The organism is Burkholderia cenocepacia (genome assembly GCF_900446215.1).
GTDB lineage: Bacteria > Pseudomonadota > Gammaproteobacteria > Burkholderiales > Burkholderiaceae > Burkholderia > Burkholderia cenocepacia.
This window is the reverse complement of the sequence record NZ_UAQZ01000001.1, coordinates 779936-806486: the sequence shown is the minus strand read 5'-3', so window position 1 is coordinate 806486 and position 26551 is coordinate 779936. Positions and strand designations below refer to the sequence as shown.

Here is a 26551-nt window from a genome sequence, read left to right as displayed (position 1 = left end):
CGTCGACCATGAAACGTTTCCTTGCCCCGCTCGTTTCCCTGTGCATTGGCCTGGCCGCCACGTCCGCGTCCGCGCTCGATGCGCCCGTGGTGCGACTCGGCATCGACCCGACGTATCCGCCGATGGACGCGAAGGCGCCCGACGGCAGCCTGAAGGGCTTCGACGTCGATCTCGGCAACGAAATCTGCCGCCGCGCGCAGTTGCGCTGCCAGTGGGTCGAGCTCGAATTCTCCGGGATGATCCCCGCGTTGCAGGCGCGCAAGATCGACGCGATCCTGTCGTCGATGGCGATCACCGCGAAGCGCGAGAAGCAGATCCTGTTCTCGTCGAAGCTGTTCCGCTTCAAGTCGCGGCTCGTCGCGCGACCCGGCAGCGGGCTCGACGGCACGGCGGCGTCGCTGGCCGGCAAGCGCGTCGGCGTGCAGTCCGGCACGCAATTCGAATCGTGGGCGCTCGCGCACTGGGCGCCGGCCGGCGTCGGCGTGGTGCCGTACAAGAGCCAGGACGACGTGTTCGCCGATCTCGTCAACGGCCGCCTGGACGCGGCGCTGCTCGGCACCGTGGAAGCCGATTACGGGTTCCTGCGCCAGCCGCGCGGCAAGGGTTTCGCATTCGTCGGCGCGCCGCTCGACATGGGCGATCGCGGCGTCGGCATCGGCATGCGGCAGTCCGATACCGCGCTGAAGGCGTCGATCGACGGCGCGATCGCGTCGATGCTGAAGGACGGCACGTACAACCGGATCGCGAAGCAGTATTTCGATTTCAACCCGTACGGCGACTGAGCGCCGTGCCGGCCCGTTGCCCCGATTCCCTGCTTTCATCCATTCGAGACCCTCGATGCAGATTCGCACCACGCCGCTCCTGTCGCCGTCGATCGGCACGCAACGCACGCTGACGAGCTTTCATTTCGGGCCGGCCGACAGCGGCCGCAAGATCTACCTGCAGGCCGCGCTGCACGCGGACGAGACACCCGCGATGCTCGCGGCGGTCGTGCTCAAGCAGCGCCTCGCGCAGCTCGACGCCGAAGGGCGGCTCGCGGCCGAAATCGTGCTCGTGCCGGTGTCGAACCCGATCGGCCTCAATCATCATCTGCTCGGGCAGTTCATCGGCCGGTTCGATCTCGCGAGCGGCCGCAACTTCAATCGCGGCTTCCTGCCGCTCGCGGAGATCGCCGCGCGTGCGCGCGACCGGCTGGGCGACGACGGCGCGCGCAATCGCGCGATCGTGCGCGAATGCGTCGGCGCGGCGCTCGACGAAATCGCGCCGCGCACCGAATTCGATGCGCTGCAGCTGGCGCTGCTGAAGCTGTCGCACGACGCCGACGTCGTGATCGACCTGCATTGCTCGCTCGAAGCGGTGATGCACGTCTACACGAGCGATACCGCGTGGCCGGAGGTCGAGCCGCTCGCGCGTTATCTCGGCGCCGAGGTGTCTCTGCTCGCCGAGGATTCGGGCGGCCATGCGTTCGACGATGCCCATCATCTGCTGTGGTCACGGTTGCGCGCGTATTTGCCGGACGGCACGCCGATGGCGGCCGGCACCGTGGCCGTGACGGTCGAGTGCCGCGGCCAGCGCGACGTGACGTACGAATACGCGCAACGCGACGCCGGCGCGCTCGTCGACTATCTCGTGTGGTGCGGCGCGGTGCACGGCGAACGCGCGCCGCTGCCGCCGCTGGCCGCGCCGGCCACGCCGCTCGCGGGCAGCGAGCAGTTTTATGCGCCGGTGAGCGGGATCCTCGTGCACCGCGCGGCGATCGGCGCGACGATCCGTGCGGGCGATCCGCTGTTCGACATCGTCGATCCGCTGACGGATGCGGTCACGACGATCTCGAGCGCGACCGATGGCGTGTTCTACATGCGCCGCGCGATCCGCTTCGTGACGGCCGGCGCGCCGCTCGGCCGCGTGACGGGCACGGTGCCGGTGCGAAAGGGGATGCTGCTGGGCGCGTGAACGAGGCGGTGGCCTGCCGACGCGATGCAATTTCGTTCTCGTCAGATTGACCGTGTTCGAGCGCGTTACTAAATTGTGCGACGCGGAGTGCGCTCCGTGTTCCGTGAGAAGAACGTTGCAGAGATCAGAGTTTGAGCGGGCGGCCTGTGCCGCCCGTCTTTTTTTGTTCGGTGACTTGTCGTGTCACGGATACGACGATCGGGCAGGGTGCTCAGCCACGTCGCGCCACCAGCTCCGATACCGTCTGCGCGGCCTGCTGCAGCGGCCCGAGAAACTCCTTCACCATCTGCTTCGCGGTATGCCGCTGCGCGTTGCCGCTGATGTTCATCGCGGCGATGACCTGCCCGCGCCGGTTGCGGATCGGCGCGGACAGCGACATCAGCCCCACTTCGAGTTCCTGGTCGACCACGGCCCAGCCCTGCTGGCGCACCTGCGCGATCGCCGCCTTCAGTTCGCCGATGTCGGTGATCGTGCGCGGCGTGTGCGCGCGGATGGCGCTCTGCGCGAGCGTGTCGTCGAGCGTCGCATCGTCGAGCGCGGACAGCAGCACGCGGCCCATCGACGTGCAGTATGCAGGCAGCCGGCTACCGATCGACAGGTTGATCGTCATGATCTTGCGGGTCGGCACGCGCAGTACGTAGACGATCTCGGTGCGGTCGAGCACCGCGGCCGAGCAGCTTTCGTGGATCTGCGCGGACAGTTGCTCCATCACCGGATCGGCGAGATTCCAGAACGGCATCGACGTGAGATACGCGAAGCCGAGCTCGAGGATCTTCGGCGTGAGCCGGAACAGCCGGCCGTCGGCCTCGACGTAGCCGAGCGTCTGCAGCGTGAGCAGGATCCGGCGCGCGCCCGCGCGCGTGAGGCCGGTGGCCGATGCGACCTCGGTGAGCGTCTGTTCCGGGCGTGCCGCGTCGAACGCGCGGATCACCGCGAGGCCGCGCGCGAACGACTGCACATAGGAGTCGCCGGGTTTCGTCTGAATATCGTCGGTTGTCATGAGCGCCTGGAATGTCGTGCAGCCGAGAAGATAGCGCATGGGGCCCGACACGCCAACCGCCTGGCCGACCGTGCCCTTGACAGGTCGTCCCCGCACTCCCTATGATGCGTTGAACGTTCGATACACGATCTTATGTTCGTATTTAGAACATTTAAGCGCATCCCGGCGGGCAATGCAAGGGGCGCGCCCTGTTCATTTCCCAGCCTTTCACGGGACCGGAGACACTGATGACCGAAGCTTTTCTGTGTGATGCGATCCGTACGCCGATCGGGCGTTACGGTGGTGCACTGTCCGGCGTGCGCGCCGACGATCTGGGCGCGGTGCCGCTCAAGGCGCTCGTTGAGCGCAACCGCGACGTCGACTGGACGGCGATCGACGACGTGATCTACGGCTGCGCGAACCAGGCCGGCGAGGACAACCGTAACGTGGCACGCATGTCGGCGCTGCTGGCGGGCTTGCCGGAGGGCGTGCCGGGTTCGACGATCAACCGCCTGTGCGGTTCCGGGATGGACGCGGTCGGCGTGGCCGCGCGCGCGATCAAGTCGGGCGAAGCCGCGCTGATGGTCGCGGGCGGCGTCGAGAGCATGACGCGCGCGCCGTTCGTGATGGGCAAGGCTGCGAGCGCGTTCGCGCGCCAGGCCGACATCTACGACACGACGATCGGCTGGCGCTTCGTCAATCCGTTGATGAAACAGCTGCACGGCGTCGATTCGATGCCGGAAACCGCCGAGAACGTCGCGGTCGACTACAACGTCAGCCGCGCGGATCAGGACCTGTTCGCGCTGCGCAGCCAGCAGAAGGCCGCGCGGGCGCAGCAGGACGGCACGCTGGCCGAAGAAATCGTGTCGGTCATGATTGCTCAGAAGAAGGGCGATCCGGTGATCGTGTCGCGCGACGAGCATCCGCGCGAGACGTCGCTCGAAGCGCTCGCGAAGCTGAAGGGCGTCGTGCGCCCGGACGGCTCGGTGACGGCCGGCAACGCGTCGGGCGTCAATGACGGCGCCGCCGCGCTGCTGCTGGCGAACGAGGCAACCGCGAAGCGCTTCGGCCTGACGCCGCGCGCCCGCGTGCTGGGGATCGCGACGGCCGGCGTCGCGCCGCGCGTGATGGGCATCGGCCCGGCGCCGGCTACGCAGAAGCTGCTCGCGCGGCTCGGGATGACGATCGACCAGTTCGATGTGATCGAGCTGAACGAAGCGTTCGCGTCGCAAGGTCTCGCGGTGCTGCGCATGCTCGGCGTCGCCGATGACGATCCGCGCGTGAATCCGAACGGCGGCGCGATCGCGCTCGGCCACCCGCTCGGCGCATCGGGCGCGCGCCTCGTGACGACCGCGATGTACCAGTTGCATCGCACGAACGGCCGCTTCGCGCTGTGCACGATGTGCATCGGCGTCGGCCAGGGCATCGCGATCGCGATCGAACGCGTCTGAGCGGCGTAATGCGGTGATGCGGGCGGTGCGCGGCCGGATCCGCGCCGCTTGACCGCTGCGCCGTTTCCGCCACGATGGGCGGCACGAGGTGTCTCGTGCCGCCCATCGTCGTTAACCGGCCTGCGACGCTTGCCTGAGCCGCGCGTCGAGGGCGTCGATCTCGGTGTCCGCGAACACCTCGATGCCATGCGCGCGCAGCAGCGCCGCCGTGACGCCGGCGCCCGCGTGGCGCCGGTTCTCGAAACTTCCGTCGTAAATGAACGTGCTGCCGCACGACGGGCTGCCGTCGGCGAGGATCGCGAAGCGGCAATCGTGTGCCAGCGCGAGGGCCAGCGCGGTTTGCGCGCCGGCAACGAACGGGGTCGTCACGTCGGTGCCGTTCACGTCGACGATACGTGCGTGGCCCGACAGCACCTGCTGCCCCGATGCGCCGCCGGCGATCTCGGCAGGCGGGCGCGGCACGCCGAGGCCGCCCGCAAGTTCGGGGCAGACGGCCACGAGCCGCCCTTCGCGTTGCCAGCGTTCGAGCGCTTCGTGCGCGGCGGTCTTCGCCGCGCCGTTGTAACGCACCGGATGGCCGACCACGCACATGCTGACGAGGATCTTCGGCGGGGCGGGCGGTGGCGGCTCGTGGTTCAATGTCGCGCTCCGTGACGGTCGATGGGGGTTGTGGCAGAGCGAAAAATTCTACGCGTCATCCGCGTGCCGGGCCGTCAGGCCGTCGGCCCTTCGAGGTGAATGTCCTCGGGCTCGAGCGCGTAAAGCTCGGGATCGGGCGCCATGCTGACCGTGAAGCCGAGCCGCAGGTAGAAGTCGATCGTGTGCCGCGACGGCGTGGCCGACACATACAGGCGCTCGGCGCCCATTGCACGTGCCTGCACCTGCGCCGCGCGATAGAGCTGTACGCCGAGCCCGCAGCCGCGCCAGTCGTGGCTCACATGCAGGAATTTCAGCTGCAGCATGTCGCGCCGCGGGCCGAGCGGCCGGCTGTCGACGACGACGGCCGCGACGAGCCGCGTGCCGTCGAACCGGCCGAGAAACCAGCCGCCGCGGTCGTGGCAGTCGAGCAGGATTGGCGTGTAGTGATCGGCTTCGCCGTCGGGCCAGCCGGCCACGTCGTAGAACTCGGGCACGAGATGCAGCGCGCCGTCGCGCAGCACGTACAGGTGCTCGATGATTTCGCGGCGGTCGATGGTCCACACGAGCGGCACGTCGTCGCGGGCCAGCAGGCGGGCCGACAGCGCGTCGCGTTCGGCGGCGGTGCGGCGCGTCATGCGGCCGCCCGCTGCGCGGCGATTGCGTACATCAACGGCAGGCGCGGCATGCCTTCGGGCGGCACCATCCGGCGGCCCTCCAGCTCGCGCATGCCGTCGAAGCCCTTCCAGCCGTTCGCGTACGGATATTCGTTCAGGCGCTCGATCGTGAGCCCGGCCGAGATCAGCGCATTCACCACGTCGCCGATGCCCCACATGAACTCGTAGCTCGGATGCGGGTTCGCGAAATCGACGATGCCCGGGTGGTCGTGCTGCGCGCCGAGCCCCGTGCCGGACGCCGCGACGTAATCGCCGACGCCCGCGGGTTCCTCGGTCGCGTCGCTCTTGAAGTAGTCGTAGCGCGGTTGCCACTGTTCGTCGAAATACAGTGAGAACGGGTGGAACTCGATCATCGCGAAGCGGCCACCCGGTGCGAGCAGCGAGGCGATCCCGCGCGCCCATGCGCTCAGGTCGGACAGCCAGCAGATCGCGCCGTACGACGTGAACACGCGATCGAAGCGCTCGCCGCGCGCGGCGGCTTCGGGCATCCAGTCGAGTACGTCGGCGCGCTCGAACCGCGCGGGCAGGCCCGCGTCGGCCGACAGTCGCCGCGCGAAGTCGATCGCCTCGTCGGAGATGTCGACGCCGGTTGCATCCGCGCCGTCGCGCACGAGGCTCAGCGTGTCCTGCCCCGCGTTGCATTGCAGGTGCAAGAGCCGCAGACCGGTGAGATCGCCGAGCAGTTCGCGTTCTTCCGGAAACAGCGTCGAGCCGCCATTGCGGAAAAATGCAGCCTGATCGCCTTTATGGCTGTTATGCGCGACCGTCGCCGTATTCCAGGACAGCCGATTCAGTTCATGCAATGCCTTTTTCATGGAATTCGAATTCAGGTGGAATGGAGCAGGATAAGTCAAATCGTTTCGCCGCGCGCAACGGATGCTGGCATTGGCGCATCGGGCCGCGCGTTGTGACAAGTTGATAAACGCGTGTCGGGATTATCGCCGGATTATTTGATCGAAATCATGGTAATGGCCGAATTGCCTGTTTTGTGCGCAACGGGATTAAGGTTTTCCGATGAATTGCCGACAGTAAGGACGAGAGTGTCGTAAAGCGATCAACCGTTTTTCGGCTACTGAGCGCGACTTCAGCGCGGCGCGGACGACAGATCCGCCTTTCGGAGCCTTGCATGCGCAACAACCAGCCCGTTACCCAACAGGAATTCGATTTTCCCGACGACGTCACGCTGATGTCGACCACCGATGCCGACAGCATCATCACCTACGCAAACACGACGTTCGCGCAGGTAAGCGGGTTCTCGAACGAAGAGCTCGTCGGCCAGCCGCACAACGTGGTGCGTCACCCGGACATGCCGAAGGAGGCGTTCGCCGACATGTGGGCGACGCTCAGGCGCGGTGAGCCCTGGACCGCGCTCGTGAAGAACCGCCGCAAGAACGGCGATCACTACTGGGTGCGCGCGAACGCGATTCCGGTGATGCGCAACGGCGCGCCGCAAGGCTACATGTCGGTGCGCACGAAGGCGCCGCACGACGAGACCCAGGCCGCGGAAGCGCTGTATCGCGCGTTTCGCGAAGGCAAGGCCGGCCGGCGCCGGTTCCACAAGGGGCTCGTCATCCGTACCGGGCTGCTGCGGCTCGCATCGCTGTCGCAGACGATGTCGGTGCGCGCACGCGTGCATTCGGCGCTGTGCGTGCTGGCGCCGGCGGTCGTCGGCGCGGGCTGGGCCTGCGGGCTGGCCGGCGGCGGGCTCGCGGCGTTTGCCGGCGTGACGGTCGGCGTGGCGGCGGCCGCCGGCTGGTGGCTCGACGCGCAGATCGTGCAACCGCTGAAACGGCTGCACGAGCAGGCGCTGAACGTCGCGACCGGCGAGAGCCGGCGCGGCGTGCGGATGAATCGCGTCGACGAGATCGGCATGACATTGCGCACGATCAACCAGCTCGGGCTGATGTTCCGCTGGCTCGTCGACGACGTCAGCGAGCAGGTGCACAACGTGCAGCGCGCGAGCAACGAGATCGCGCAGGGCAACAACGACCTGAGCGCGCGCACCGAGCAGGCTGCGTCGAGCGTGCAGGAAACGGCCGCGTCGATGGCCGAGATGACGGCCACCGTGTCGAGCAATGCGGAGACGGCGCTGCAGGCGAATCAGCTGTCCGTGTCCGCGAGCGAGGCGGCCGAGCGCGGCGGGCAGGCGGTCAGCGAGGTCGTCGCGACGATGAGCGAGATCACCGACAGCTCGCGCAGGATTGCCGACATCATCGGCGTGATCGACGGCATCGCGTTCCAGACCAACATCCTCGCGCTGAACGCGGCGGTCGAGGCGGCGCGTGCGGGCGAACAGGGTCGTGGTTTCGCGGTGGTCGCCGGCGAGGTGCGCGCGCTCGCGCAGCGCAGCGCGAACGCCGCGAAGGAAATCAAGACGCTGATCGGCGCGAGTGTCGAGCGGGTCGAGTCGGGTGCGCGGATCGTCGATGGCGCGGGCAAGACGATGGAGGACATCGTCACGCAGGTGAAGCGCGTGTCGGATCTGATTGCGGAGATCAGCTCGTCGACGGCCGAGCAAAGTACGGGTGTCGCGCAGGTCGACCAGGCGGTCGTGCACCTGGACAACATCACGCAGCAGAACGCGGCGCTCGTCGAACAGAGCACGGCGGCGTCGGAGAGCCTGAAGCAGCAGGCGACGCGGCTCGTGGATGCGGTGAACGTATTCAGATGATGCCGAAAGGGGGCGCGACGTGCGGGTTCGATCGATGAATGCCGGATGTCGCGCCCAGCGCTTATCCAGGGTTGAGGATTGGGTCGAACGGCGAAAAATGAGAAATATTCTTATTTCCAATTGACTGTTCGTGTATTCAATCACGCCGAAATCACGACGGGCAATAATCAGACGAATGGCCGGAAAACCATTGTCGGACAAGGCGTTGCGTTTTATCCGTGAACAAATTATTCGGTAAAAACAAGTTGATTCATATTTAATGCATATTTACCCGAATACGGCATAATGTTTTCGTCGAATGTGCCGAAAGTGCAGGAGCCCGACTCACACGCATGCGAATCGATCGCCATGCGCGGAGTCTCGAATCAATCGACGAGCGGACGCAAGATCCGCCACCCGGAGCTCCACACCATGCGCAACAACCAGCCCGTCACGCAACGCGAATTCGAATTTGCCGATGATGCGACGCTGATGTCGACGACCGATGCCGACAGCTACATCACGTACGCGAACGCGGCGTTCATCCAGGTCAGCGGCTTTTCTCCCGAGGAAATCGAAGGCCAGCCGCACAACGTGGTGCGTCACCCGGACATGCCGAAGGAGGCGTTCGCCGACATGTGGGCGACGCTCAAGGGCGGCGAGCCGTGGACCGCGCTCGTGAAGAACCGCCGCAAGAACGGCGATCACTACTGGGTGCGCGCGAACGCGATTCCGGTGATGCGTAACGGGCAGCCGAAAGGCTACATGTCGGTGCGCACGAAGGCGACGCGCGACGAGATCGCGGCCGCCGAGGCGCTGTATCGCGATTTCCGCGAAGGCAAGGCCGGCAGCCGCCGGTTCCACAAGGGATTGATCGTGCGCACGGGCGCGATGCGCGTCGCGTCGCTGTTCCAGACGATGTCGGTGCGCGCCCGGCTGGTGTCGACGCTATGCGTGCTCGCGCCGGCGGTCATCGGCGCCGGCTGGGCGGGCGGGTTGACCGGCGGCGGGCTCGCGGCGTTCGCCGGCGCGGCGATCGGCGTGACGGCGGCGGCCGGGCTGTGGCTCGACGCGCAGATCGTGCGGCCGCTTCGACAGTTGCGCGACGAGGCGTTGCGCGTGGCGACCGGCGAGAGCCGCAGCGGCGTGCGGATGAACCGGGTCGACGAGATCGGCATGACGCTGCGCACGATCAACCAGCTCGGGTTGATGTTCCGCTGGCTCGTCGACGACGTCAGCGAACAGGTGCTGAACGTGCAGCGCGCGAGCAACGAGATCGCGCAAGGCAACAACGACCTGAGCGCGCGCACCGAGCAGGCGTCGACCAGCGTGCAGCAGACGGCCGCGTCGATGGCCGAGATGACGGCGACCGTGTCGAGCAATGCGGAGACGGCGCTGCAGGCGAATCAGTTGTCCGTGTCCGCGAGCGAGGCGGCCGGGCGCGGCGGGCAGGCGGTGAACGAAGTCGTCGCGACGATGAACGACATCACCGACAGCTCCCGCAAGATCGCGGACATCATCGGCGTGATCGACGGCATCGCGTTCCAGACCAACATCCTCGCGTTGAATGCGGCGGTCGAGGCGGCGCGCGCGGGCGATCAGGGGCGCGGTTTCGCGGTGGTCGCCGGCGAGGTGCGGGCGCTCGCGCAGCGCAGCGCGAACGCGGCGAAGGAGATCAAGACGCTGATCGGCGCCAGTGTCGAGCGGGTCGAGTCGGGTGCGCGGATCGTCGATGGCGCGGGCAAGACGATGGAGGACATCGTCACGCAGGTGAAGCGCGTGTCGGATCTGATTGCGGAGATCAGCTCGTCGACGGCCGAGCAGAGCACGGGTGTCGCGCAGGTCGACCAGGCGGTCGTGCACCTGGACAACATCACGCAGCAGAACGCGGCGCTCGTCGAACAGAGCACGGCGGCGTCGGAAAGCCTGAAGCAGCAGGCGACGCGGCTGGTCGAGGCGGTGAACGTATTCCGCTGATCGCGGGGAAGGGAGGGTGACGCGGGCGCGACGGAGAGGCGCCGGCCCGCGTCGGGCCGCCCGGTTCCGGCCGGGCGGCGAGGGCCTGTCGCCGGGAAGCGACCGGCCCCGAACCGTCAGACGGCCAGGCAGAGGTACTTGATCACGACGTAGTCGTCGATGCCGTAGTGCGAGCCTTCGCGGCCGAGGCCCGACTGCTTGACGCCGCCGAACGGCGCGACTTCGTTCGAGATCAGGCCCGTGTTCACGCCGACCATCCCGTATTCGAGCGCTTCGGCCACCTTCCACACGCGACCGATGTCGCGGCTGTAGAAGTACGCGGCGAGGCCGAACTCGGTGTCGTTCGCGAGGCGGATCACTTCGTCGTCGCTGCCGAACTTGAACAGCGGCGCGAGCGGCCCGAACGTTTCTTCCTTCGCGACCTTCATCGCCGGCGTGACGCCCGTCAGCACGGTCGGCTCGAAGAAGCCGTGGCCGAGCGCATGGCGCTTGCCGCCCGTCACGACGGTCGCGCCCTTCGCGAGCGCGTCCTCGATGTGCGCCTCGACCTTCAGCACGGCCGCTTCGTTGATCAGCGGGCCCTGCGTGACGCCCGGCTCCGTGCCGCGGCCGACCTTCAGCTGGCCGACGGCCGCCGCGAGCTTCTGCGCGAACTGGTCGTATACGGCTTCGTGCACGTAGAAGCGGTTCGTGCACACGCACGTCTGGCCGCTGTTGCGGTACTTCGACGCGATCGCGCCCTGCACGGCCGCATCGAGATCGGCGTCGTCGAACACGATGAACGGCGCGTTGCCGCCGAGCTCCAGCGACACCTTCTTGACCGTCGCCGCGCATTGCGCCATCAGCAGGCGGCCGACCGGCGTCGAGCCCGTGAACGACAGCTTGCGCACGATCGGGTTCGACGTCAGCTCGCCGCCGATCGCCTTCGGGTCGCCCGTGACGACGCTGAACACGCCGGCCGGCACGCCCGCGCGCTCGGCGAGCACCGCCATCGCGAGCGCGGAGAACGGCGTGGCCTCGGCCGGCTTCACGACGATCGGGCAGCCGGCCGCGAGCGCCGGGCCGACCTTGCGCGTGATCATCGCCGCCGGGAAGTTCCACGGCGTGATCGCCGCGCATACGCCGATCGCTTCCTTCGTCACGACGATGCGCTTGTCGCTCGCCGGCGTCGGGATCGTGTCGCCGTACACGCGCTTGCCTTCCTCGGCGAACCATTCGAGGAACGACGCCGCGTAGCCGATCTCGCCCTTCGCTTCGGCCAGCGACTTGCCTTGCTCGGTCGTCAGGATCAGCGCGAGGTCGTCGGCGTTTTCCATCATCAGGTCGTGCCACTTGCGCAGGATGACCGCACGCTCCTTCGCGGTCTTCTTGCGCCATGCCGGCCAGGCGGCGTTCGCGGCGTCGATCGCGTGACGTGTCTCGGCCGCGCCCATCGCCGGCACGGTGCCGAGCAGGCCGCCGGTGGCCGGGTTGCGGACGTCGAACGTCTCGCCGTTCGTCGCGCCTTGCCATTCGCCGTTGACGTACGCCTGCTGGCGGAACAGCGACGGATCTTTCAGTGCCAGGGTTTCCTGAACAGTGCTCATATGAATCACCTGCTTCGAAAAGGACGGATGAAAACGGCCGCCGCCGTCTTCACGACGGCGGCGGCGCATTCAGTTGCAGCGGACGGGAACTCAGGCCGGCACGCCGACCGTTTCCTTCAGCACTTCCTCGAGGATCACGAGCGCTTCGTCGAACACGGCTTGCGGGATCGTCAGCGGGAACAGGAAGCGCACGACGTTCGAGTACACGCCGCACACGAGCAGCAGCAGGCCGCGCTCGAGCGCACGCGCCTGCACGCGCTTCGTGAATTCGGCATCCGGCTCGCCCGAACCCGGCTTCAGGAATTCGACCGCGATCATCGCGCCCGGGCCGCGCACGTCGGCGATCTGCGGCACGTCGGCCTGCAGCGCGTTCAGCTTCGCCTTCAGCACGTCGCCGAGTTGCGTCGCGCGCTCGCACAGCTTCTCTTCGTCGATGATCTCGAGCACCGCGTGCGCCGACGCGACCGCCAGCGGGTTGCCCGCGTAGGTGCCGCCGAGGCCGCCGGGGGCGGCCGCGTCCATCACGTCCGCACGGCCGACGACGCCCGACAGCGGCATGCCGCCCGCGAGGCTCTTCGCCATCGTGATCAGGTCGGCCAGCACGTCGTAGTGCTGCATCGCGAACAGCTTGCCGGTACGTGCGAAGCCCGTCTGCACTTCGTCGGCGATCAGCAGGATGCCGTGTTCGTTACAGATCTTGCGCAGCGCGCGCACGAATTCGGCCGGCGCCGGGTTGAAGCCGCCTTCGCCCTGGACCGGTTCGAAGATGATCGCGGCGACGCGCTTCGGATCGATGTCGGCCTTGAACAGCATCTCGATCGCCTTGATCGAGTCGGCCGTCGTCACGCCGTGCAGTGCGTTCGGGTACGGCGCGTGGAACACGTCGCCCGGGAACGGGCCGAAGTTCAGCTTGTACGGGGCGACCTTGCCGGTCAGCGCCATGCCCATCATCGTGCGGCCGTGGAAGCCGCCCGAGAATGCGATCACGCCCGGACGGCCGGTCGCCGCACGCGCGATCTTGATCGCGTTCTCGACGGCTTCGGCGCCGGTCGTGAAGAACGCGGTCTTCTTCGGGAAGTCGCCCGGCGCGCGGTCGTTGATCTTTTCCGCCAGCTCGACGTACGACGCGTACGGGACGATCTGGTAAGCGGTGTGCGTGAAGCTGTTCAGTTGATCCGCGATCGCCTTGACGATCTTCGGGTGGCGGTGGCCCGTGTTCAGCACCGCGATGCCGGCGGCGAAATCGATGAAGCGGCGGCCTTCGACATCCCACAGCTCCGCGTTCTCGGCGCGGGCGGCGTAGAAATCGCACATCACGCCGACGCCGCGCGGGGTGGCGGCGTTCTTGCGGGCCTGCAGGTCGGCATTCTTCACGGTCATCTCCTTGATGTTCTGTCCGGTGGGTAGGAAATCGGGCGCCTTGGCAGCCCATGGAGGCGACTATAATCACATTTGGCTCTGGCAATCAGAGCCATTTCAATAAATATTCAGGAGCCAATCATGCGCGCGAGCGTGTTGTCGGACTGGCTGGCGCAGCGCCTCGTGCGCGGCGGCGAACAGCCGATCTACCGGCAGCTTCACCGGCTGCTGCAACAGGCGATCCTGTCGCGCGAACTGCCGGCCGGCACGCGTGTGCCGTCGTCGCGGCTGCTGGCCGCCGAGCTCGGGATCGCGCGCAACACGGTCACGCAGGTTTACGAACAGCTGGCGCTCGAAGGCTATGTGAACTCGGCGACGGGGCGCGGCACGTTCGTCGCCGACAGCGCGCCGGACGAGATCGTCGGCGCGCCGCCCGACGCGGGCGCCGGCCCGGCCGTCGTGACGCCGTCCGTACGGCGGCTGTCCGCGCGCGGCACGCGGCTCGTCGAAGGCGCCGGCGTGTCGAAGCGCCAGGGCGGCGCGTTCATGCCGGGCGTGCCCGATGTGTCGCGATTTCCGGCGCGTGTGTGGACGCGGCTGCACAACAAGTACTGGCGGCGCCTGCGCCCCGACCTGCTGACCTATGCGCCGGGCGGCGGGCTCGCGCTGCTGCGCGAGTCGCTGGCCGACTACCTGCGCACGTCGCGCTCGGTGCGCTGCACGCCCGAGCAGATCGTGATCACGACCGGCATCCACCAGTCGATCGACCTCGCGGTGCGGCTGCTGACCGACCCGGGCGACGCGATCTGGACCGAGGACCCGTGCTACTGGGGCGTGCGCAGCGTGCTGAACGTGTCGGGGCTGACCACGCGGCCGATTCCGGTCGACGACGAAGGCATCGCGCCGTCGGCCGCCGATCTCGCCGAGCCGCCGAAGCTGATGCTCGTCACGCCGTCGCACCAGTATCCGCTCGGGATGGTGATGAGCCTCGCGCGGCGGCGGATGCTGCTCGAATACGCGCGCCAGCACGGCTGCTGGATCATCGAGGACGACTACGACAGCGAATTCCGCTACGGCAGCCGGCCGCTCGCGTCGCTGCAGGGGCTCGACACGGCCGGGCAGGTGATCTACGTCGGCAGTTTCGGCAAGACGCTGTTCCCGGGGCTGCGGGTCGGCTATCTGGTCGCGCCGGAGCCGCTCGCGGAAAGTTTCGCGACCGCGAGCGCCGAGCTGTATCGCGAAGGGCAGCTGCTGCAGCAGGCCGTGCTCGCCGAATTCATCGCGGAAGGGCACTTCGTGTCGCACATCCGCAAGATGCGCACGCTGTACGGACAACGCCGCGAGGTGCTGCTCGACGCGGTCGCGCGGCGCTACGGCGATACGCTGCACGCGCTCGGCAGCGACGCCGGGCTGCATCTCGTCACGCAATTGCCGGCCGGCGTCGACGATCGCGCGGTCGCGCAGGCCGCGCTCGAACGCAACATCGTGGTGCGGCCGCTGTCCGGGTACTACGCGGATCGCGAGCGTGCCGCATCGGGTTTGCTGCTCGGCTATGCGTGCGTGCCGGAAGACGAGATCGCGACCGCGTTCGCGACGCTTGCCGAGGCGATCGACGAGCGGGCGTTCGACAAGGTGGCGGCGGCGGTGTGAGGCGGACGGACAGCCGCGCCGCCGGCGGGCCGAATCGTGCTGCCCGCGGTGCGGGGAACAGGCGTGTGCCGCGACGCGCGAGACGTTCGCCGATGCGCGGATTCGCGTGGAGCCGGTTCGACGCGTCCGGCAGCGTCAGCGGCGGCCGCTGGCCCGCTGTTTAAAGCCGGATCAACGCCGCGCCCGCGACCACCAGCGCGCAGGCGGCGAGCCGCTGCGCACCGGGCCGCTCGCGCATCACGAACCAGCCGATCGCGACCGCGAAGATCGAGCTCGTTTCGCGCAGCGCCGACACGGTCGCGACCGGCAGGTGCCGATACGCGAGGATCACGATCCCGTATGCGGCGAGCGAGATCGTGCCGGCGATCGCGCCCTGCGTGAGCGCGGTGCGCGAGCCGAGCACCGCGCGCGGGCCGCCGCGCACCGCGCAGACGAGCACGAGCTGCGGCACGCTCCACAGCAGATACACCCACGCGATATAGCCGAGCGCGCTGCCGGACACGCGCGAGCCGATCCCGTCGCAGATCGAATACGCGGCGATGAACACGCCGGTGAGCAGCGCATACGGCACGCCTTCGCCGGAGAACCGCAAGCCGCGCCGCAGCGCGAGCGACATGATGCCGAACGACACGAGCGCGATGCCCGCGAAGCCGAACGGCGTCGGCCGTTCGTGCAGCATCGCGAGCGCGAGGACCGATACGAGCAGCGGCGATATCCCGCGCGCGATCGGATAGATCTGCCCGAATTCGCCGTTGCGGTACGCGCGCGCCAGCGTGAAGCAGTACGCGACCTCGAGCACGGCGGACGCGACGACGTACGGCCACGCGGCGGGCGCCGGCGCGGGCAGCAGCACGGCGCCGGCGATGCCGAACGCGAGATACGGCAGCGACATCGTGCCGAGCTGGACCAGCCGATCTTCGCTGACGTGGAGGAACGCGTTCCAGATGGCGTGCAGCAGCGCGGAGCACAGCACGAGGCCGATGAAGAAGTGATCCATGAACGAACGGGCGGACGAAGGCGGGAGCGGGGCAGCGCCGTCAATTATGTGGGTATCGGGCGCGCTCGCGCGGAATTGTCGATAATAGAACGTTGTTATTCACCGGATGCCGACGATGACCGAAGCCACCCAAGCCCAGCCTGCCGTTCCGCGCCTCACGAGCCTGTCGCACGGGGGCGGCTGCGGCTGCAAGATCGCGCCGGGCGTGCTGTCCGAGCTGCTCAAGCGCGCGACGCCGCCCGCGCTGTTCCCGGATCTGCTGGTCGGCACCGAGACGTCCGACGACGCGGCGGTCTACCGGCTCAACGACGAGCAGGCGATCGTCGCGACCACCGATTTCTTCATGCCGATCGTCGACGATCCGTTCGACTTCGGCCGCATCGCGGCCACCAACGCGCTGTCCGACGTCTATGCGATGGGCGGCAAGCCGATCCTCGCGCTCGCGCTGGTCGGCATGCCGATCAACGTGCTGCCGCACGAGACGATCGCGGCCGTGCTGCGCGGCGGCGAATCGGTGTGCGCGGATGCCGGCATTCCGGTCGCGGGCGGTCATTCGATCGATTCGGTCGAGCCGATCTACGGGCTCGCGGCGATCGGCGTCGTGCATCCGTCGCGCGTGAAGCGCAACGCGGCCGCGCGCGCGGGCGACGTGCTCGTGCTCGGCAAGCCGCTCGGCGTCGGCGTGCTGTCGGCCGCGCTGAAGAAGAACCAGCTCGACGCCGACGGCTACGCGCAGATGGTCGCGACGACCACCAAGCTGAACCGGCCGGGCGCCGAGCTCGCCGCGCTGCCGGGCGTGCATGCGCTGACCGACGTCACCGGCTTCGGGTTGCTCGGCCATACGCTCGAACTGGCGCGCGGCGCGCAGCTCACCGCGCGCGTGCACTATGCGTCGCTGCCGTGGCTCGCGGGCGTCGAGACGTTCGTTGCCGATGGTGTGTTCACCGGCGCGTCGGGCCGCAACTGGGCCGCGTACGGCACTGACATACGGCTCGCCGACGGGCTGCCGCCCGTCGCGCAGGCGCTGCTGACCGATCCGCAGACGTCGGGCGGGCTGCTGGTCGCGTGCGTGCCGGAGGCGGTCGACGACGTGCTCGCGTGCTTCCGTGCCGACGGCTTCGACCGCGCGGCCGTGATCGGCGAGATGGCGGACGGGCCCGCACGCGTCGACGTCGCCTGACGCCGGATTCATACCGCGTATCGTTTCGACGTCGCTGGAATCGATGCCTTCCATCGACGGTATTGATGCCATCGACGACCGATGAACGACTTCCTGTTCGGGCTGATGATCGCGCTGTCGGTCGGGCCCGTCGCGCTGATGATCGCGAACTACGGCATGCGCGCCGGCACGGCGACCGGCGTGCGCGCGGCGATCGGAGTGGCCGCTGCCGACGGCTGTTATGCGGTCGTCGCGTTCACCATCGGCGCGCTGCTCGCGGGCACGCTCGCGTCGCATCTGTCGCTGTTCCGCATGGTCGGTGCGTGCGTGCTGCTCGCGATGGGCGCGCGGATGCTGTGGCAGGCGCTGCGTGACCGGCGCCGCACGCTCGATGGCGACGTCCCGCCGCCGCCGGGCAATCGCCCGTTCATGTCGATGTTCTTCGTCACGCTCGCGAACCCGCTGACCATCCTGCTGTTCTACGGCTATGCGACCGCTGCCGCCGGCGCGCATCGGCACTGGCTGCTCGGCGCCGCGTGCGTGTTCGCGGGCAGTCTCGCCGGGCAGCTCGTGTTCGCGTTCGGCGGCAGCGCGATCGGGCGTTTCGTGAAATCGCCAGCGTGGCTCGCGGCGAGCCATGGGGTCGCCGCACTCGTCGTGCTCGGCTACGGCGTCGCGGGGCTGATGCGCGTGTAGCGCGGCGCGAAGCGGCCGACGTCGCGCACGGCGACGAACCCGATAGCATTCCTGATGTTTGCAAGGCCGCGACGAATGCGCGATTTTCCGTCGCGCAACACGCCTCCGTTCGCACGAAACACCGCCAGCCGTTTCGTAGTCGGGTTCCGCATCGCGTACGCCCGTTCTATACTCGTCGCGCAGTCTCCGAGAGCCGTTCTCACCCAACATCACCGAAACAAGGAACGCCGATGCTGACTCGCTCCATCCTTTCCGCCGCCGCATTCTCGCTTGCCGCCTGTGCGACCGCGCCGTCGATCGCGCAGGACAACCAGGGCAACGATGCAGGCAATGCAGCATTCGCCGAGACCGGCTCGCATGGCCGCCCGGTCAAGGTCATGATCATCACGATGTTCGGCCCGGAAGGCCAGGCATGGCTCGACCGGCTCGGCCCGTGGCGCGACATCACCGTGCCGGGCCTGTCGCCCGACTATCCGGCTGTCCACTGCAACAAGCAGGACGTGTGCGTGGTCACGACCGGGATGGGCTATGCGAACGCGTCGGCGACGATCATGGCGCTCACGTTCTCGCCACGCTTCGATCTGCGCCGCACCTATTTCCTGATCTCGGGCATCGCGGGCGTCGACCCCGCACAGGGCACGGTCGGATCGGCCGCGTGGTCGAAATACCTCGTCGATTTCAGCCTGCAGTGGGAGCTCGATGCGCGCGAGATTCCGGCCGGGTGGAACACCGGCTTTCTCGGCATCAACACGAAGAGCCCGAACGACAAGCCGCCGCTCGACTATCGCACCGAAGTGTTCCAGCTCAACCCGCAGCTGACCGACGCCGCGTACGCGCTGTCGCGCAACGTCGTGCTCGCCGATAGCGCCCAGGCGCAGGCTGCGCGCGCGAAGTTCACGTATGCGCCGGCGAACCGGCCGCCGACGGTGATCCAGTGCGATACGTCGTCGGGCAACACGTGGTTCTCGGGCACGCTGATCGGCGAGCGCGCGCGTCAGTGGACCAAGATCCTGACGGACGGCAAGGGCACCTACTGCATGACCGCGCAGGAGGACAACGCGACGTATGAAGCGCTCAAGCGCGCGGCGAGCGTGAAGCGGGTCGACCTGTCGCGTGTGGCCGTGCTGCGCACCGGGTCCGATTTCGATCGGCCGTACGCGGGGCAGACGAGCACCGACAACCTGCTGAACTACGCGGACCAGGGCGGCTTCGCCCCGGCGACCGAAAACCTGTACCGCGCGGGCAATCCGCTGGTGCAGGACATCGTCACGCACTGGGGCGAATGGCGCGACGGCGTGCCGCGTCGTTGACGGCCGGACGATGACTCAGCCGGCGGTCAACGCAGTCAATGCGATTGCGGGGCCGAACGGAACGGCGTCCAGACCGGCGTGGTGTCGTCCCAGTGATCGAGCGGCGAAGGAAGTTGATCGTTCATCATGTGCTCCTGCAACTAACTGACTCAGCGAGTCGTCGACAAAGTCGTTCGAAACGCCGCGCGCGGGGCAACCCGCCGCGCGGCGTCGCGCGTTTACCGGCCCCCGCCGGCGAGCTGGTTGCCTTCCGGCGTCGAGCGATACGGGCTTTGTGCGAGTTCGAGCCCTTGCGGATACGAAGTCGCCTTGCGCAGGTATGCGAGCGTGCCGTCCTTGCGGGCCTGCACGACTTCCGCGCTCACTTCGGCGCGCGTCCGCGGGCCGTTGTGTTGCGAGTACCACGACGTGTTGCCGTAGTCGCCGGCATGCGGGGTACCCGAATCGGCGAAGGCCGGTGCGGACACCGCAAGCGCGAGAGCAAGGGCCGAGAGAAGATGGCGGCGGTTCATGGCGTCACTCCTAGAGATGTCGGAGCTGGCGCTTGAGCGCTGACTCCGGTCCCGCAAGGCGGGATCTGTTCGATGCGCAACGAGGTGCGCGACAGGGTTTACTCTAGGTATCTGTTCCGGTGCGATAAATGCGGCAGACGCGAATTGAATTGTCGTGTCAGTGGAACAATCGTCATCCGCACCGCCGGCAGGGCTATGCGGAAATGGCCGGGGGCCCCGCGGCGCGGGCTTCGCCGGGATGCGCGGCGGCGACGCGCAACGACCCGCGACGACGCACGCGGCCGATTGCCGCGGGTCGCGCAAAGGTTTACTGCGGATTCGGGAAGGATCGGGGCACCGCGCTTGACAGACGTGCCGGGCGGCGCTCAGGCGGGATGACGCGCGGGCCGTCCGGCCCGCGCGTGGGGGTCAGGCGATTACGCGACCCACTCGTTGATGACCGGCGTATCGAGCACCGGCGCGCGTTCGGCTTCCTCGAACGTGCGCTTGCTGCACGTCGCGTCGAGGCTGCCCTTGCCGCTCAGCAGCGGGCAACGGTCGAACACTTCGGCCACCCAGTCGACGAACACGCGCACCTTCGGCGACAGATGGCGGCTGTGCGGATACACGACCGAAATCGGCATCGGCAGCGGCTTGACGCCGGGCAGCACTTCCTTGAGCCGGCCTTCGCGCAGGTGCGGCAGCACCATGAACAGCGGCGGCTGGATCAGCCCGAAGCCTTCGATTCCGCACGTCACGTACGCATCCGCGTCGTTTACCGACACGATGCCCTCCATCTTCATCTCGACTTCCTTGCCGTCGATCAGGAAGGTCCAGTCGATCGTGCGGCCCGTGCGGCTCGAGAAGTAGTTGACGGCCTTGTGCTGGTTCAGGTCGTCGATCGTCTGCGGCTCGCCGTGGCGCTCGAGATAATCGGGCGACGCGACGGTCACGCATTCGAACAGGCCGACGCGGCGTGCGACGAGCGACGAGTCCTGCAGCGCACCGACGCGGATCACGCAGTCGACGCCTTCCTGCAGCAGGTCGACCGGCCGATCGGACAGGCCGAGTTGCAGGTCGATGTCCGGGTAGCGCGTATGGAATTCGCACAGCGACGGAATCACGAGCAGCCGCCCGATCGAGCCCGGCATGTCGATACGCAACTTTCCGTGCGGCTTCCGGTTGTTGGCCTGGAAGCTTGCTTCGGTTTCCTCGACGTCCGCGAGGATCCGCACGCATCGTTCGTAGTACGCGGCGCCGTCCGGCGTGAGCGAGAGCCGGCGCGTGGTCCGGTGCATCAGCCGCACGCCGAGGAATGCTTCGAGATTCTGGATGATCGTCGTGACGGACGCTCGCGGCAAGCTGAGCGTTTCTGCTGCCTTGGTGAAGCTGCTTGTATCGACGACGCGAGTAAACACCTGCATGGCCTGAAGCCGGTCCATCACAACCTCCGCAATTTAATTTGCCGCCGGAACAAGAAGGCTGCGCTACCTCGTGGGTAAACGCAGCCTCGGATTGTTCGGGGGCGTTGAATTGTGTTGCCGGATTATAGGCATTTATCCCAATGTCTGCCGGACCCAGAATTCGTTCCATCTCGAAATGGATGCTGCATCGTCATGGACGCTTCTGAATTCAGCAAATTCCTGAAAGCCGCGCTGCCCGCGCAAGCCATAGCGGGCGCGGCGCTGACGGTTGCCGAAGTGGAAATTCCCGGCTACGCGCAGGACATCGTGCTGCGTCTCTACCGCCGCCCGGACAAGACCGGGTTGCCAGTAGTGCTTTATTTCCACGGCGGCGGCTTCGTCCGCGGTTCGCTCGAAGACGCGGATTTCGCCGCGCGTTTTTTAGCAGAACGCTTACCAGCTCTCGTAGTGTCGGTCGATTATTCGCTCGCGCCGGCCTTTCCTTTTCCGGCCGCGCCGGAGGATGCGTATCGCGCCGCCGTGTGGGCCGCGACGCGCGCCCGCGCGTTCGGCGGCAACCCGAAGAAGATCGGGGTCGCGGGGCACGACGCGGGCGGCCAGCTCGCGAACTGCCTCGCCTTCATCGCACGTGACCGCGGCGAAGTGTCGATCGCCGCGCAGGCGCTGTTCGGGCCGATGCTCGACCCGAGCATGACGCGCATCGGCGACGCCGAGCGCCTCGCGTCCGACATCACCGCGCGCGAATGCGCGGCCTGCTATCGCGCGTATCTGCCGCAGGCCGCGCAGCGCATGCACCCGTACGCGGCGCCGATCGAATCGGTGCGCCTCGCGGGGCTGCCGCCGACGCTCGTCGTCACCGCGCAGAACGACGTGCTGCACGTCGAAGCGGAGAACTATGCGGGCTGCCTGATCTCGTCGGGCGTGCTCACGCAGGTGATCCGCTACCCGGACATCACGCACGCCGCGCTCGCCACGCACGAAGCCGCATTCGAGGAAGCCGTGCGCTTCTTCCAGTGCCGCTTCCAGGCCCGCCAGCCGAACCGTCCCGAATAACCAGAACCAATCCACGCTTACTGGAGATCCACATGGCCATCCTACGCACCTCCCGTTCCCGAATCGCGACCGCGGCGATCGTCACGCTCGCCGTCGTCGGCCTCGGCACGTTCGGCGCGATGCGCGTGAGCGCGAACGCCCCCGAGAAAGCGGCGGCGCCGCTGCCCGAAGTCGACGTCGCGACCGTCGTGCCGCAGACCGTGACCGACTGGCAAAGCTATTCGGGCCGCCTCGAGGCGGTCGAGAAAGTCGACGTGCGCCCGCAGGTGTCGGGCACGATCGTCGCGGTGAACTTCAAGGACGGCGCGCTCGTGAAGAAGGGCGACGTGCTGTTCGTGATCGACCCGCGCCCGTACCAGGCGGAAGTCGACCGCGCCGCCGCGCAGCTCGCGGCCGCGCAGGCCCGCAACGGCTACGCGCAGACCGACTGGCAGCGCGCGCAGCGGCTGATCGGCGACAACGCGATCGCGAAGCGCGACTACGACGAGAAGCAGAACGCGGCGCGCGAAGCGAACGCGAACCTGAAGGCCGCCGAAGCCGCGCTGGAAACGGCGCGCATCAATCTCGGCTATACGCGCATCACCGCGCCGGTGTCGGGCCGCGTGTCGCGCGCGGAAATCACGCTCGGCAACGTCGTGTCGGCCGGCGCGTCGGCCGCGCCGCTGACGACGCTGGTATCGGTGTCGCCGATCTACGCGTCGTTCGACGCCGACGAGCAGACCTACCTGCAATACATCAACGGCGCGCGCAGCGGCCGCAAGGTGCCGGTCGAGCTCGGCCTCGCGAACGAAACCGGCTACTCGCGCAGCGGCGAGATCGATTCGGTCGACAACCGGCTCGACACGTCGTCCGGCACGATCCGCGTGCGCGCCCGCTTCGACAACGCGGACGGCACCCTGGTCCCGGGCCTCTACGCACGCGTGAAGGTGGGCGGCAGCGCGCCGCACGAGGCGCTGCTCGTCGACGACGCGGCGATCAACACCGACCAGGACAAGAAGTTCGTGTTCGTCGTCGACCAGCAGGGCCGCGTGTCGTATCGCGAAGTGCAGCAAGGGATGCAGCACGGCAACCGGCGCGTGATCGTGAGCGGGCTGTCGGCCGGCGACCGCGTGGTCGTGAACGGCACGCAGCGCGTGCGTCCGGGCGAGCAGGTGAAGCCGCACATGGTCCCGATGACGGGCGGCGATGCGCCGTCCGCGCCGCTCGCGAGCACCGCGAAGCCGGCCGCACCGGCGAAGGCGGATTCGTAAGCGGCGCGCCGCTTCGCATCCGCGTTCAACCAGACAGAGCAACCCATGAACATTTCCAAATTCTTTATCGACCGGCCGATCTTTGCAGGAGTCCTATCGGTGATCATCCTGCTCGGCGGGGTGATCGCGATGTTCCTGCTGCCGATTTCGGAATATCCGGAAGTCGTGCCGCCTTCGGTGATCGTGAAGGCGCAGTACCCGGGCGCGAACCCGAAAGTGATCGCCGAGACGGTCGCGTCGCCACTTGAAGAGCAGATCAACGGCGTCGAGGACATGCTCTACATGCAGTCGCAGGCGAACAGCGACGGCAACATGACGATCACCGTCACGTTCAAGCTGGGCACCGATCCGGACAAGGCCACGCAGCTCGTGCAGAACCGCGTGAACCAGGCGCTGCCGCGCTTGCCGGAAGACGTGCAGCGGCTCGGCATCACCACGGTGAAGAGCTCGCCGACGCTGACGATGGTGGTCCACCTGATCTCGCCGGACAACCGCTACGACATGACCTACCTGCGCAACTACGCGCTGATCAACGTGAAGGATCGCCTGTCGCGGATCCAGGGCGTCGGCCAGGTGCAGCTGTGGGGTTCGGGCGACTACGCGATGCGCGTGTGGCTCGATCCGCAGAAGGTCGCGCAGCGCGGGCTGTCGGCCGAGGACGTCGTGCAGGCGATCCGCGAGCAGAACGTGCAGGTCGCGGCCGGCGTGATCGGCGCATCGCCGTCGCTGCCCGGCACGCCGCTGCAGCTGTCGGTGAACGCGCGCGGCCGTCTGCAGACGGAAGACGAATTCGGCGACATCGTCGTGAAGACGACGCCGGATGGCGGCGTCACGCACCTGCGCGACATCGCGCGGATCCAGCTCGACGCGTCCGAGTACGGGCTGCGCTCGCTGCTCGACAACAAGCCGGCCGTCGCGATGGCGATCAACCAGTCGCCGGGCGCGAACTCGCTGCAGATCTCGGACGAAGTGCGCAAGACGATGGCCGAACTGAAGCAGGACATGCCGGCGGGCGTCGACTACAAGATCGTCTATGACCCGACGCAGTTCGTGCGCTCGTCGATCAAGGCCGTCGTGCACACGCTGCTCGAAGCGATCGCGCTGGTCGTGATCGTCGTGATCGTGTTCCTGCAGACCTGGCGCGCGTCGCTGATTCCGCTGATCGCGGTGCCGGTGTCGATCATCGGCACGTTCTCGCTGCTGCTCGCGTTCGGGTATTCGATCAACGCGTTGTCGCTGTTCGGGATGGTGCTCGCGATCGGGATCGTGGTCGACGATGCGATCGTCGTCGTCGAGAACGTCGAGCGCAACATCGAGAACGGGATGAACGCGCGGCAGGCGACCTACAAGGCGATGCAGGAAGTGAGCGGGCCGATCATCGCGATCGCGCTGACGCTGGTCGCCGTGTTCGTGCCGCTCGCGTTCATGTCGGGCCTGACCGGCCAGTTCTACAAGCAGTTCGCGATGACCATCGCGATCTCGACGGTGATCTCGGCGTTCAACTCGCTGACGCTGTCGCCGGCGCTGTCCGCGATCCTGCTGAAGGGGCACGGCGACAAGGAAGACTGGCTCACGCGTGTGATGAACCGCGTGCTCGGCGGCTTCTTCCGCGGCTTCAACAAGGTGTTCCATCGCGGGGCGGAGAACTACGGCCGCGGCGTGCGCGGCGTGCTGTCGCGCAAGACGCTGATGCTCGGCGTGTATCTCGTGCTGGTGGGCGCGACGGTGCTCGTGTCGAAGGTCGTGCCGGGCGGCTTCGTGCCCGCGCAGGACAAGGAATACCTGATCGCGTTCGCGCAGCTGCCGAACGGTGCGTCGCTCGACCGCACCGAGAAGGTGATCCGCGACATGGGTTCGATCGCGCTGAAGCAGCCGGGCGTCGAGAGCGCGGTCGCGTTCCCGGGGCTGTCGGTGAACGGCTTCACCAACAGCTCGAGCGCGGGCATCGTGTTCGTCACGCTCAAGCCGTTCGCGGAACGGCACGGCAAGGCGCTGTCGGCCGGCGCCATCGCGGGTGCGCTGAACCAGAAGTACGGCGCGATGAAGGATTCGTTCGTCGCGGTGTTCCCGCCGCCGCCGGTGCTCGGCCTCGGTACGCTCGGCGGGTTCAAGATGCAGATCGAGGATCGCGGCGCGGTCGGCTACGCGAAGCTGTCGGATGCGACCAACGACTTCATCAAGCGCGCGCAGCAGGCGCCTGAACTCGGCCCGCTGTTCACGAGCTACCAGATCAACGTGCCGCAGCTCAACGTCGATCTCGACCGCGTGAAGGCGAAGCAGCTCGGCGTGCCGGTGACCGACGTGTTCAACACGATGCAGGTGTATCTGGGTTCGCTGTACGTGAACGACTTCAACCGCTTCGGACGCGTGTACCAGGTGCGCGTGCAGGCCGATGCGCCGTTCCGCCAGCGCGCGGACGACATCCTGCAACTGAAGACGCGCAACGACAAGGGCGAGATGGTGCCGCTGTCGTCGCTGGTCACCGTGACGCCGACGTTCGGCCCGGAAATGGTCGTGCGCTACAACGGCTACACGGCGGCCGACATCAACGGCGGCCCGGCGCCCGGCTTCTCGTCGGGGCAGGCGCAGGCCGCGGTCGAGCGCATCGCGCACGAGACGCTGCCGCGCGGCGTGCGCTTCGAGTGGACCGACCTCACGTACCAGCAGATCCTCGCGGGCGATTCGGCGATGTGGGTGTTCCCGATCAGCGTGCTGCTCGTGTTCCTCGTGCTCGCCGCGCTGTATGAAAGCCTGACGCTGCCGCTCGCGGTGATCCTGATCGTGCCGATGAGCATTCTGTCGGCGCTGACGGGCGTGTGGCTCACGCAGGGCGACAACAACATCTTCACGCAGATCGGCCTGATGGTGCTGGTGGGGCTGTCGGCGAAGAACGCGATCCTGATCGTCGAATTCGCGCGCGAGCTCGAACACGACGGCAGGACGCCGCTCGAGGCCGCGATCGAGGCGAGCCGGCTGCGGCTGCGCCCGATCCTGATGACGTCGATCGCTTTCATCATGGGCGTGGTGCCGCTCGTCACGTCGACCGGCGCGGGTTCGGAAATGCGTCATGCGATGGGGGTCGCGGTGTTCTTCGGGATGCTCGGCGTGACGCTGTTCGGGCTGATGCTGACGCCGGTGTTCTACGTCGTGCTGCGCACGCTCGCGGGCGGCAAGATTCACGTCGCCGGCAAGGACTCGGCGGGTTATGGCGTGTCGCCGTCGGGTGCGTCGGCTTCCGATGCTTGAGGATAGA

Annotated in this window: 21 protein-coding genes; 12 read left to right on the top strand and 9 right to left on the bottom strand. The window is 67.6% G+C overall.

Features of this window, described 5'->3' with window-relative positions:
- Positions 1-8: 8 nt before the first annotated feature.
- Entirely contained in the window at positions 9-782 is a 774-nt protein-coding gene (locus DTA15_RS03765; protein WP_006482624.1) for a transporter substrate-binding domain-containing protein, read from the top strand.
- Positions 783-837: 55 nt separating this feature from the next.
- Positions 838-1953 (top strand): succinylglutamate desuccinylase/aspartoacylase family protein, encoded by a 1116-nt coding sequence (locus DTA15_RS03760; protein WP_006482613.1) that lies wholly within the window; start codon positions 838-840, stop codon positions 1951-1953.
- 211 nt (positions 1954-2164) lie between these two features.
- Here DTA15_RS03760 and DTA15_RS03755 read toward each other — a convergent pair whose 3' ends face one another.
- Positions 2165-2953: an IclR family transcriptional regulator gene (locus DTA15_RS03755; RefSeq protein ID WP_006482577.1), complete on the bottom strand. Its 789-nt coding sequence runs from the start codon at positions 2951-2953 to the stop codon at positions 2165-2167.
- A 227-nt stretch (positions 2954-3180) separates the two neighbouring features.
- Here DTA15_RS03755 and pcaF point away from each other — a divergent pair, with 227 nt between their 5' ends.
- Positions 3181-4383: a 3-oxoadipyl-CoA thiolase gene (pcaF, locus tag DTA15_RS03750; protein WP_006482586.1), complete on the top strand. Its 1203-nt coding sequence runs from the start codon at positions 3181-3183 to the stop codon at positions 4381-4383.
- A gap of 111 nt (positions 4384-4494) precedes the next feature.
- Here pcaF and DTA15_RS03745 read toward each other — a convergent pair whose 3' ends face one another.
- The 3 genes from DTA15_RS03745 to DTA15_RS03735 all read right to left on the bottom strand — a co-directional run bounded on the left by DTA15_RS03745 (position 4495) and on the right by DTA15_RS03735 (position 6511).
- Positions 4495-4974, bottom strand: a complete 480-nt coding sequence (locus tag DTA15_RS03745) for a 2-thiouracil desulfurase family protein (protein WP_425127181.1) — start codon at positions 4972-4974, stop codon at positions 4495-4497.
- A gap of 122 nt (positions 4975-5096) precedes the next feature.
- Positions 5097-5657: a GNAT family N-acetyltransferase gene (locus DTA15_RS03740; RefSeq protein ID WP_006482619.1), complete on the bottom strand. Its 561-nt coding sequence runs from the start codon at positions 5655-5657 to the stop codon at positions 5097-5099.
- Positions 5654-6511, bottom strand: coding sequence for a class I SAM-dependent methyltransferase (locus tag DTA15_RS03735; RefSeq protein WP_006493383.1), 858 nt, complete (start codon positions 6509-6511; stop codon positions 5654-5656). The genes DTA15_RS03740 and DTA15_RS03735 overlap by 4 nt, the downstream gene beginning before the upstream one ends.
- A gap of 311 nt (positions 6512-6822) precedes the next feature.
- Between DTA15_RS03735 and DTA15_RS03730 the strand changes: the two genes are divergently transcribed.
- Together DTA15_RS03730 and DTA15_RS03725 are read left to right on the top strand one after the other, a co-directional pair.
- Complete coding sequence (locus DTA15_RS03730; RefSeq protein WP_012493584.1) at positions 6823-8367, top strand: methyl-accepting chemotaxis protein; 1545 nt, start codon at positions 6823-6825, stop codon at positions 8365-8367.
- Between the two features lie 411 nt (positions 8368-8778).
- Positions 8779-10323: a methyl-accepting chemotaxis protein gene (locus DTA15_RS03725; RefSeq protein WP_006494226.1), complete on the top strand. Its 1545-nt coding sequence runs from the start codon at positions 8779-8781 to the stop codon at positions 10321-10323.
- A gap of 116 nt (positions 10324-10439) precedes the next feature.
- Here the strand turns inward: DTA15_RS03725 and gabD are convergent, their stop codons facing one another.
- Both gabD and DTA15_RS03715 read right to left on the bottom strand, forming a co-directional pair.
- Positions 10440-11909 carry an NADP-dependent succinate-semialdehyde dehydrogenase gene (gene gabD / locus DTA15_RS03720; protein ID WP_012493582.1) on the bottom strand — a complete coding sequence of 490 codons (1470 nt, stop codon included), beginning with the start codon at positions 11907-11909 and terminating at the stop codon, positions 10440-10442.
- 90 nt (positions 11910-11999) lie between these two features.
- Complete coding sequence (locus DTA15_RS03715; protein WP_006483657.1) at positions 12000-13283, bottom strand: 4-aminobutyrate--2-oxoglutarate transaminase; 1284 nt, start codon at positions 13281-13283, stop codon at positions 12000-12002.
- A gap of 126 nt (positions 13284-13409) precedes the next feature.
- Here DTA15_RS03715 and pdxR point away from each other — a divergent pair, with 126 nt between their 5' ends.
- Positions 13410-14918 (top strand): MocR-like pyridoxine biosynthesis transcription factor PdxR, encoded by a 1509-nt coding sequence (pdxR, locus tag DTA15_RS03710; RefSeq protein WP_006491984.1) that lies wholly within the window; start codon positions 13410-13412, stop codon positions 14916-14918.
- Between the two features lie 160 nt (positions 14919-15078).
- Here the strand turns inward: pdxR and DTA15_RS03705 are convergent, their stop codons facing one another.
- The gene (locus DTA15_RS03705; RefSeq protein WP_006484481.1) at positions 15079-15915 is read right to left on the bottom strand and encodes an EamA family transporter; all 837 of its coding nucleotides are present in this window, start codon (positions 15913-15915) and stop codon (positions 15079-15081) included.
- Positions 15916-16030: 115 nt separating this feature from the next.
- Between DTA15_RS03705 and selD the strand changes: the two genes are divergently transcribed.
- From selD to DTA15_RS03690, 3 genes are all read left to right on the top strand, one after another.
- Positions 16031-17095 carry a selenide, water dikinase SelD gene (selD, locus tag DTA15_RS03700; protein WP_006484482.1) on the top strand — a complete coding sequence of 355 codons (1065 nt, stop codon included), beginning with the start codon at positions 16031-16033 and terminating at the stop codon, positions 17093-17095.
- A gap of 81 nt (positions 17096-17176) precedes the next feature.
- A complete protein-coding gene (locus DTA15_RS03695) occupies positions 17177-17770 on the top strand; it encodes a LysE family translocator (RefSeq protein WP_006484492.1) in 594 nt (197 codons plus the stop codon).
- Between the two features lie 230 nt (positions 17771-18000).
- Positions 18001-19080 (top strand): purine-nucleoside phosphorylase, encoded by a 1080-nt coding sequence (locus DTA15_RS03690; RefSeq protein ID WP_006484480.1) that lies wholly within the window; start codon positions 18001-18003, stop codon positions 19078-19080.
- Between the two features lie 218 nt (positions 19081-19298).
- On the opposite strand, the gene DTA15_RS03685 is transcribed toward DTA15_RS03690, so the two are convergent.
- Positions 19299-19592: a DUF4148 domain-containing protein gene (locus tag DTA15_RS03685; RefSeq protein ID WP_006491979.1), complete on the bottom strand. Its 294-nt coding sequence runs from the start codon at positions 19590-19592 to the stop codon at positions 19299-19301.
- Positions 19593-20008: 416 nt separating this feature from the next.
- Entirely contained in the window at positions 20009-21013 is a 1005-nt protein-coding gene (gene ceoR / locus DTA15_RS03680; protein ID WP_006484497.1) for a putative multidrug efflux transcriptional regulator CeoR, read from the bottom strand.
- 174 nt (positions 21014-21187) lie between these two features.
- On the opposite strand from ceoR, the gene DTA15_RS03675 reads away from it, so the two are divergent.
- From DTA15_RS03675 to ceoB, 3 genes are read left to right on the top strand one after another with little or no spacing between them, the layout of a single operon-like run.
- The gene (locus DTA15_RS03675; RefSeq protein ID WP_006484499.1) at positions 21188-22048 is read left to right on the top strand and encodes an alpha/beta hydrolase; all 861 of its coding nucleotides are present in this window, start codon (positions 21188-21190) and stop codon (positions 22046-22048) included.
- Between the two features lie 32 nt (positions 22049-22080).
- Complete coding sequence (gene ceoA / locus DTA15_RS03670) at positions 22081-23298, top strand: multidrug efflux RND transporter periplasmic adaptor subunit CeoA (RefSeq protein ID WP_006484484.1); 1218 nt, start codon at positions 22081-22083, stop codon at positions 23296-23298.
- A 45-nt stretch (positions 23299-23343) separates the two neighbouring features.
- Positions 23344-26544 carry a multidrug efflux RND transporter permease subunit CeoB gene (gene ceoB / locus DTA15_RS03665; protein WP_006484500.1) on the top strand — a complete coding sequence of 1067 codons (3201 nt, stop codon included), beginning with the start codon at positions 23344-23346 and terminating at the stop codon, positions 26542-26544.
- The last annotated feature ends 7 nt before the right edge of the window (positions 26545-26551 follow it).

Excerpts from the sequence above, each read along its gene's own strand:
- DTA15_RS03765 (WP_006482624.1), top strand. The coding sequence starts at position 9 with ATGAAACGTTTCCTTGCCCCGCTCGTTTCCCTGTGCATTGGCCTGGCC.
- DTA15_RS03760 (WP_006482613.1), top strand. The coding sequence starts at position 838 with ATGCAGATTCGCACCACGCCGCTCCTGTCGCCGTCGATCGGCACGCAA.
- DTA15_RS03755 (WP_006482577.1), bottom strand. The coding sequence starts at position 2,953 with ATGACAACCGACGATATTCAGACGAAACCCGGCGACTCCTATGTGCAG.
- pcaF (WP_006482586.1), top strand. The coding sequence starts at position 3,181 with ATGACCGAAGCTTTTCTGTGTGATGCGATCCGTACGCCGATCGGGCGT.
- DTA15_RS03745 (WP_425127181.1), bottom strand. The coding sequence starts at position 4,974 with ATGTGCGTGGTCGGCCATCCGGTGCGTTACAACGGCGCGGCGAAGACC.
- DTA15_RS03740 (WP_006482619.1), bottom strand. The coding sequence starts at position 5,657 with ATGACGCGCCGCACCGCCGCCGAACGCGACGCGCTGTCGGCCCGCCTG.
- DTA15_RS03735 (WP_006493383.1), bottom strand. The coding sequence starts at position 6,511 with ATGAAAAAGGCATTGCATGAACTGAATCGGCTGTCCTGGAATACGGCG.
- DTA15_RS03730 (WP_012493584.1), top strand. The coding sequence starts at position 6,823 with ATGCGCAACAACCAGCCCGTTACCCAACAGGAATTCGATTTTCCCGAC.
- DTA15_RS03725 (WP_006494226.1), top strand. The coding sequence starts at position 8,779 with ATGCGCAACAACCAGCCCGTCACGCAACGCGAATTCGAATTTGCCGAT.
- gabD (WP_012493582.1), bottom strand. The coding sequence starts at position 11,909 with ATGAGCACTGTTCAGGAAACCCTGGCACTGAAAGATCCGTCGCTGTTC.
- pdxR (WP_006491984.1), top strand. The coding sequence starts at position 13,410 with ATGCGCGCGAGCGTGTTGTCGGACTGGCTGGCGCAGCGCCTCGTGCGC.
- DTA15_RS03705 (WP_006484481.1), bottom strand. The coding sequence starts at position 15,915 with ATGGATCACTTCTTCATCGGCCTCGTGCTGTGCTCCGCGCTGCTGCAC.
- selD (WP_006484482.1), top strand. The coding sequence starts at position 16,031 with ATGACCGAAGCCACCCAAGCCCAGCCTGCCGTTCCGCGCCTCACGAGC.
- DTA15_RS03695 (WP_006484492.1), top strand. The coding sequence starts at position 17,177 with ATGAACGACTTCCTGTTCGGGCTGATGATCGCGCTGTCGGTCGGGCCC.
- DTA15_RS03690 (WP_006484480.1), top strand. The coding sequence starts at position 18,001 with ATGCTGACTCGCTCCATCCTTTCCGCCGCCGCATTCTCGCTTGCCGCC.
- DTA15_RS03685 (WP_006491979.1), bottom strand. The coding sequence starts at position 19,592 with ATGAACCGCCGCCATCTTCTCTCGGCCCTTGCTCTCGCGCTTGCGGTG.
- ceoR (WP_006484497.1), bottom strand. The coding sequence starts at position 21,013 with ATGGACCGGCTTCAGGCCATGCAGGTGTTTACTCGCGTCGTCGATACA.
- DTA15_RS03675 (WP_006484499.1), top strand. The coding sequence starts at position 21,188 with ATGGACGCTTCTGAATTCAGCAAATTCCTGAAAGCCGCGCTGCCCGCG.
- ceoA (WP_006484484.1), top strand. The coding sequence starts at position 22,081 with ATGGCCATCCTACGCACCTCCCGTTCCCGAATCGCGACCGCGGCGATC.
- ceoB (WP_006484500.1), top strand. The coding sequence starts at position 23,344 with ATGAACATTTCCAAATTCTTTATCGACCGGCCGATCTTTGCAGGAGTC.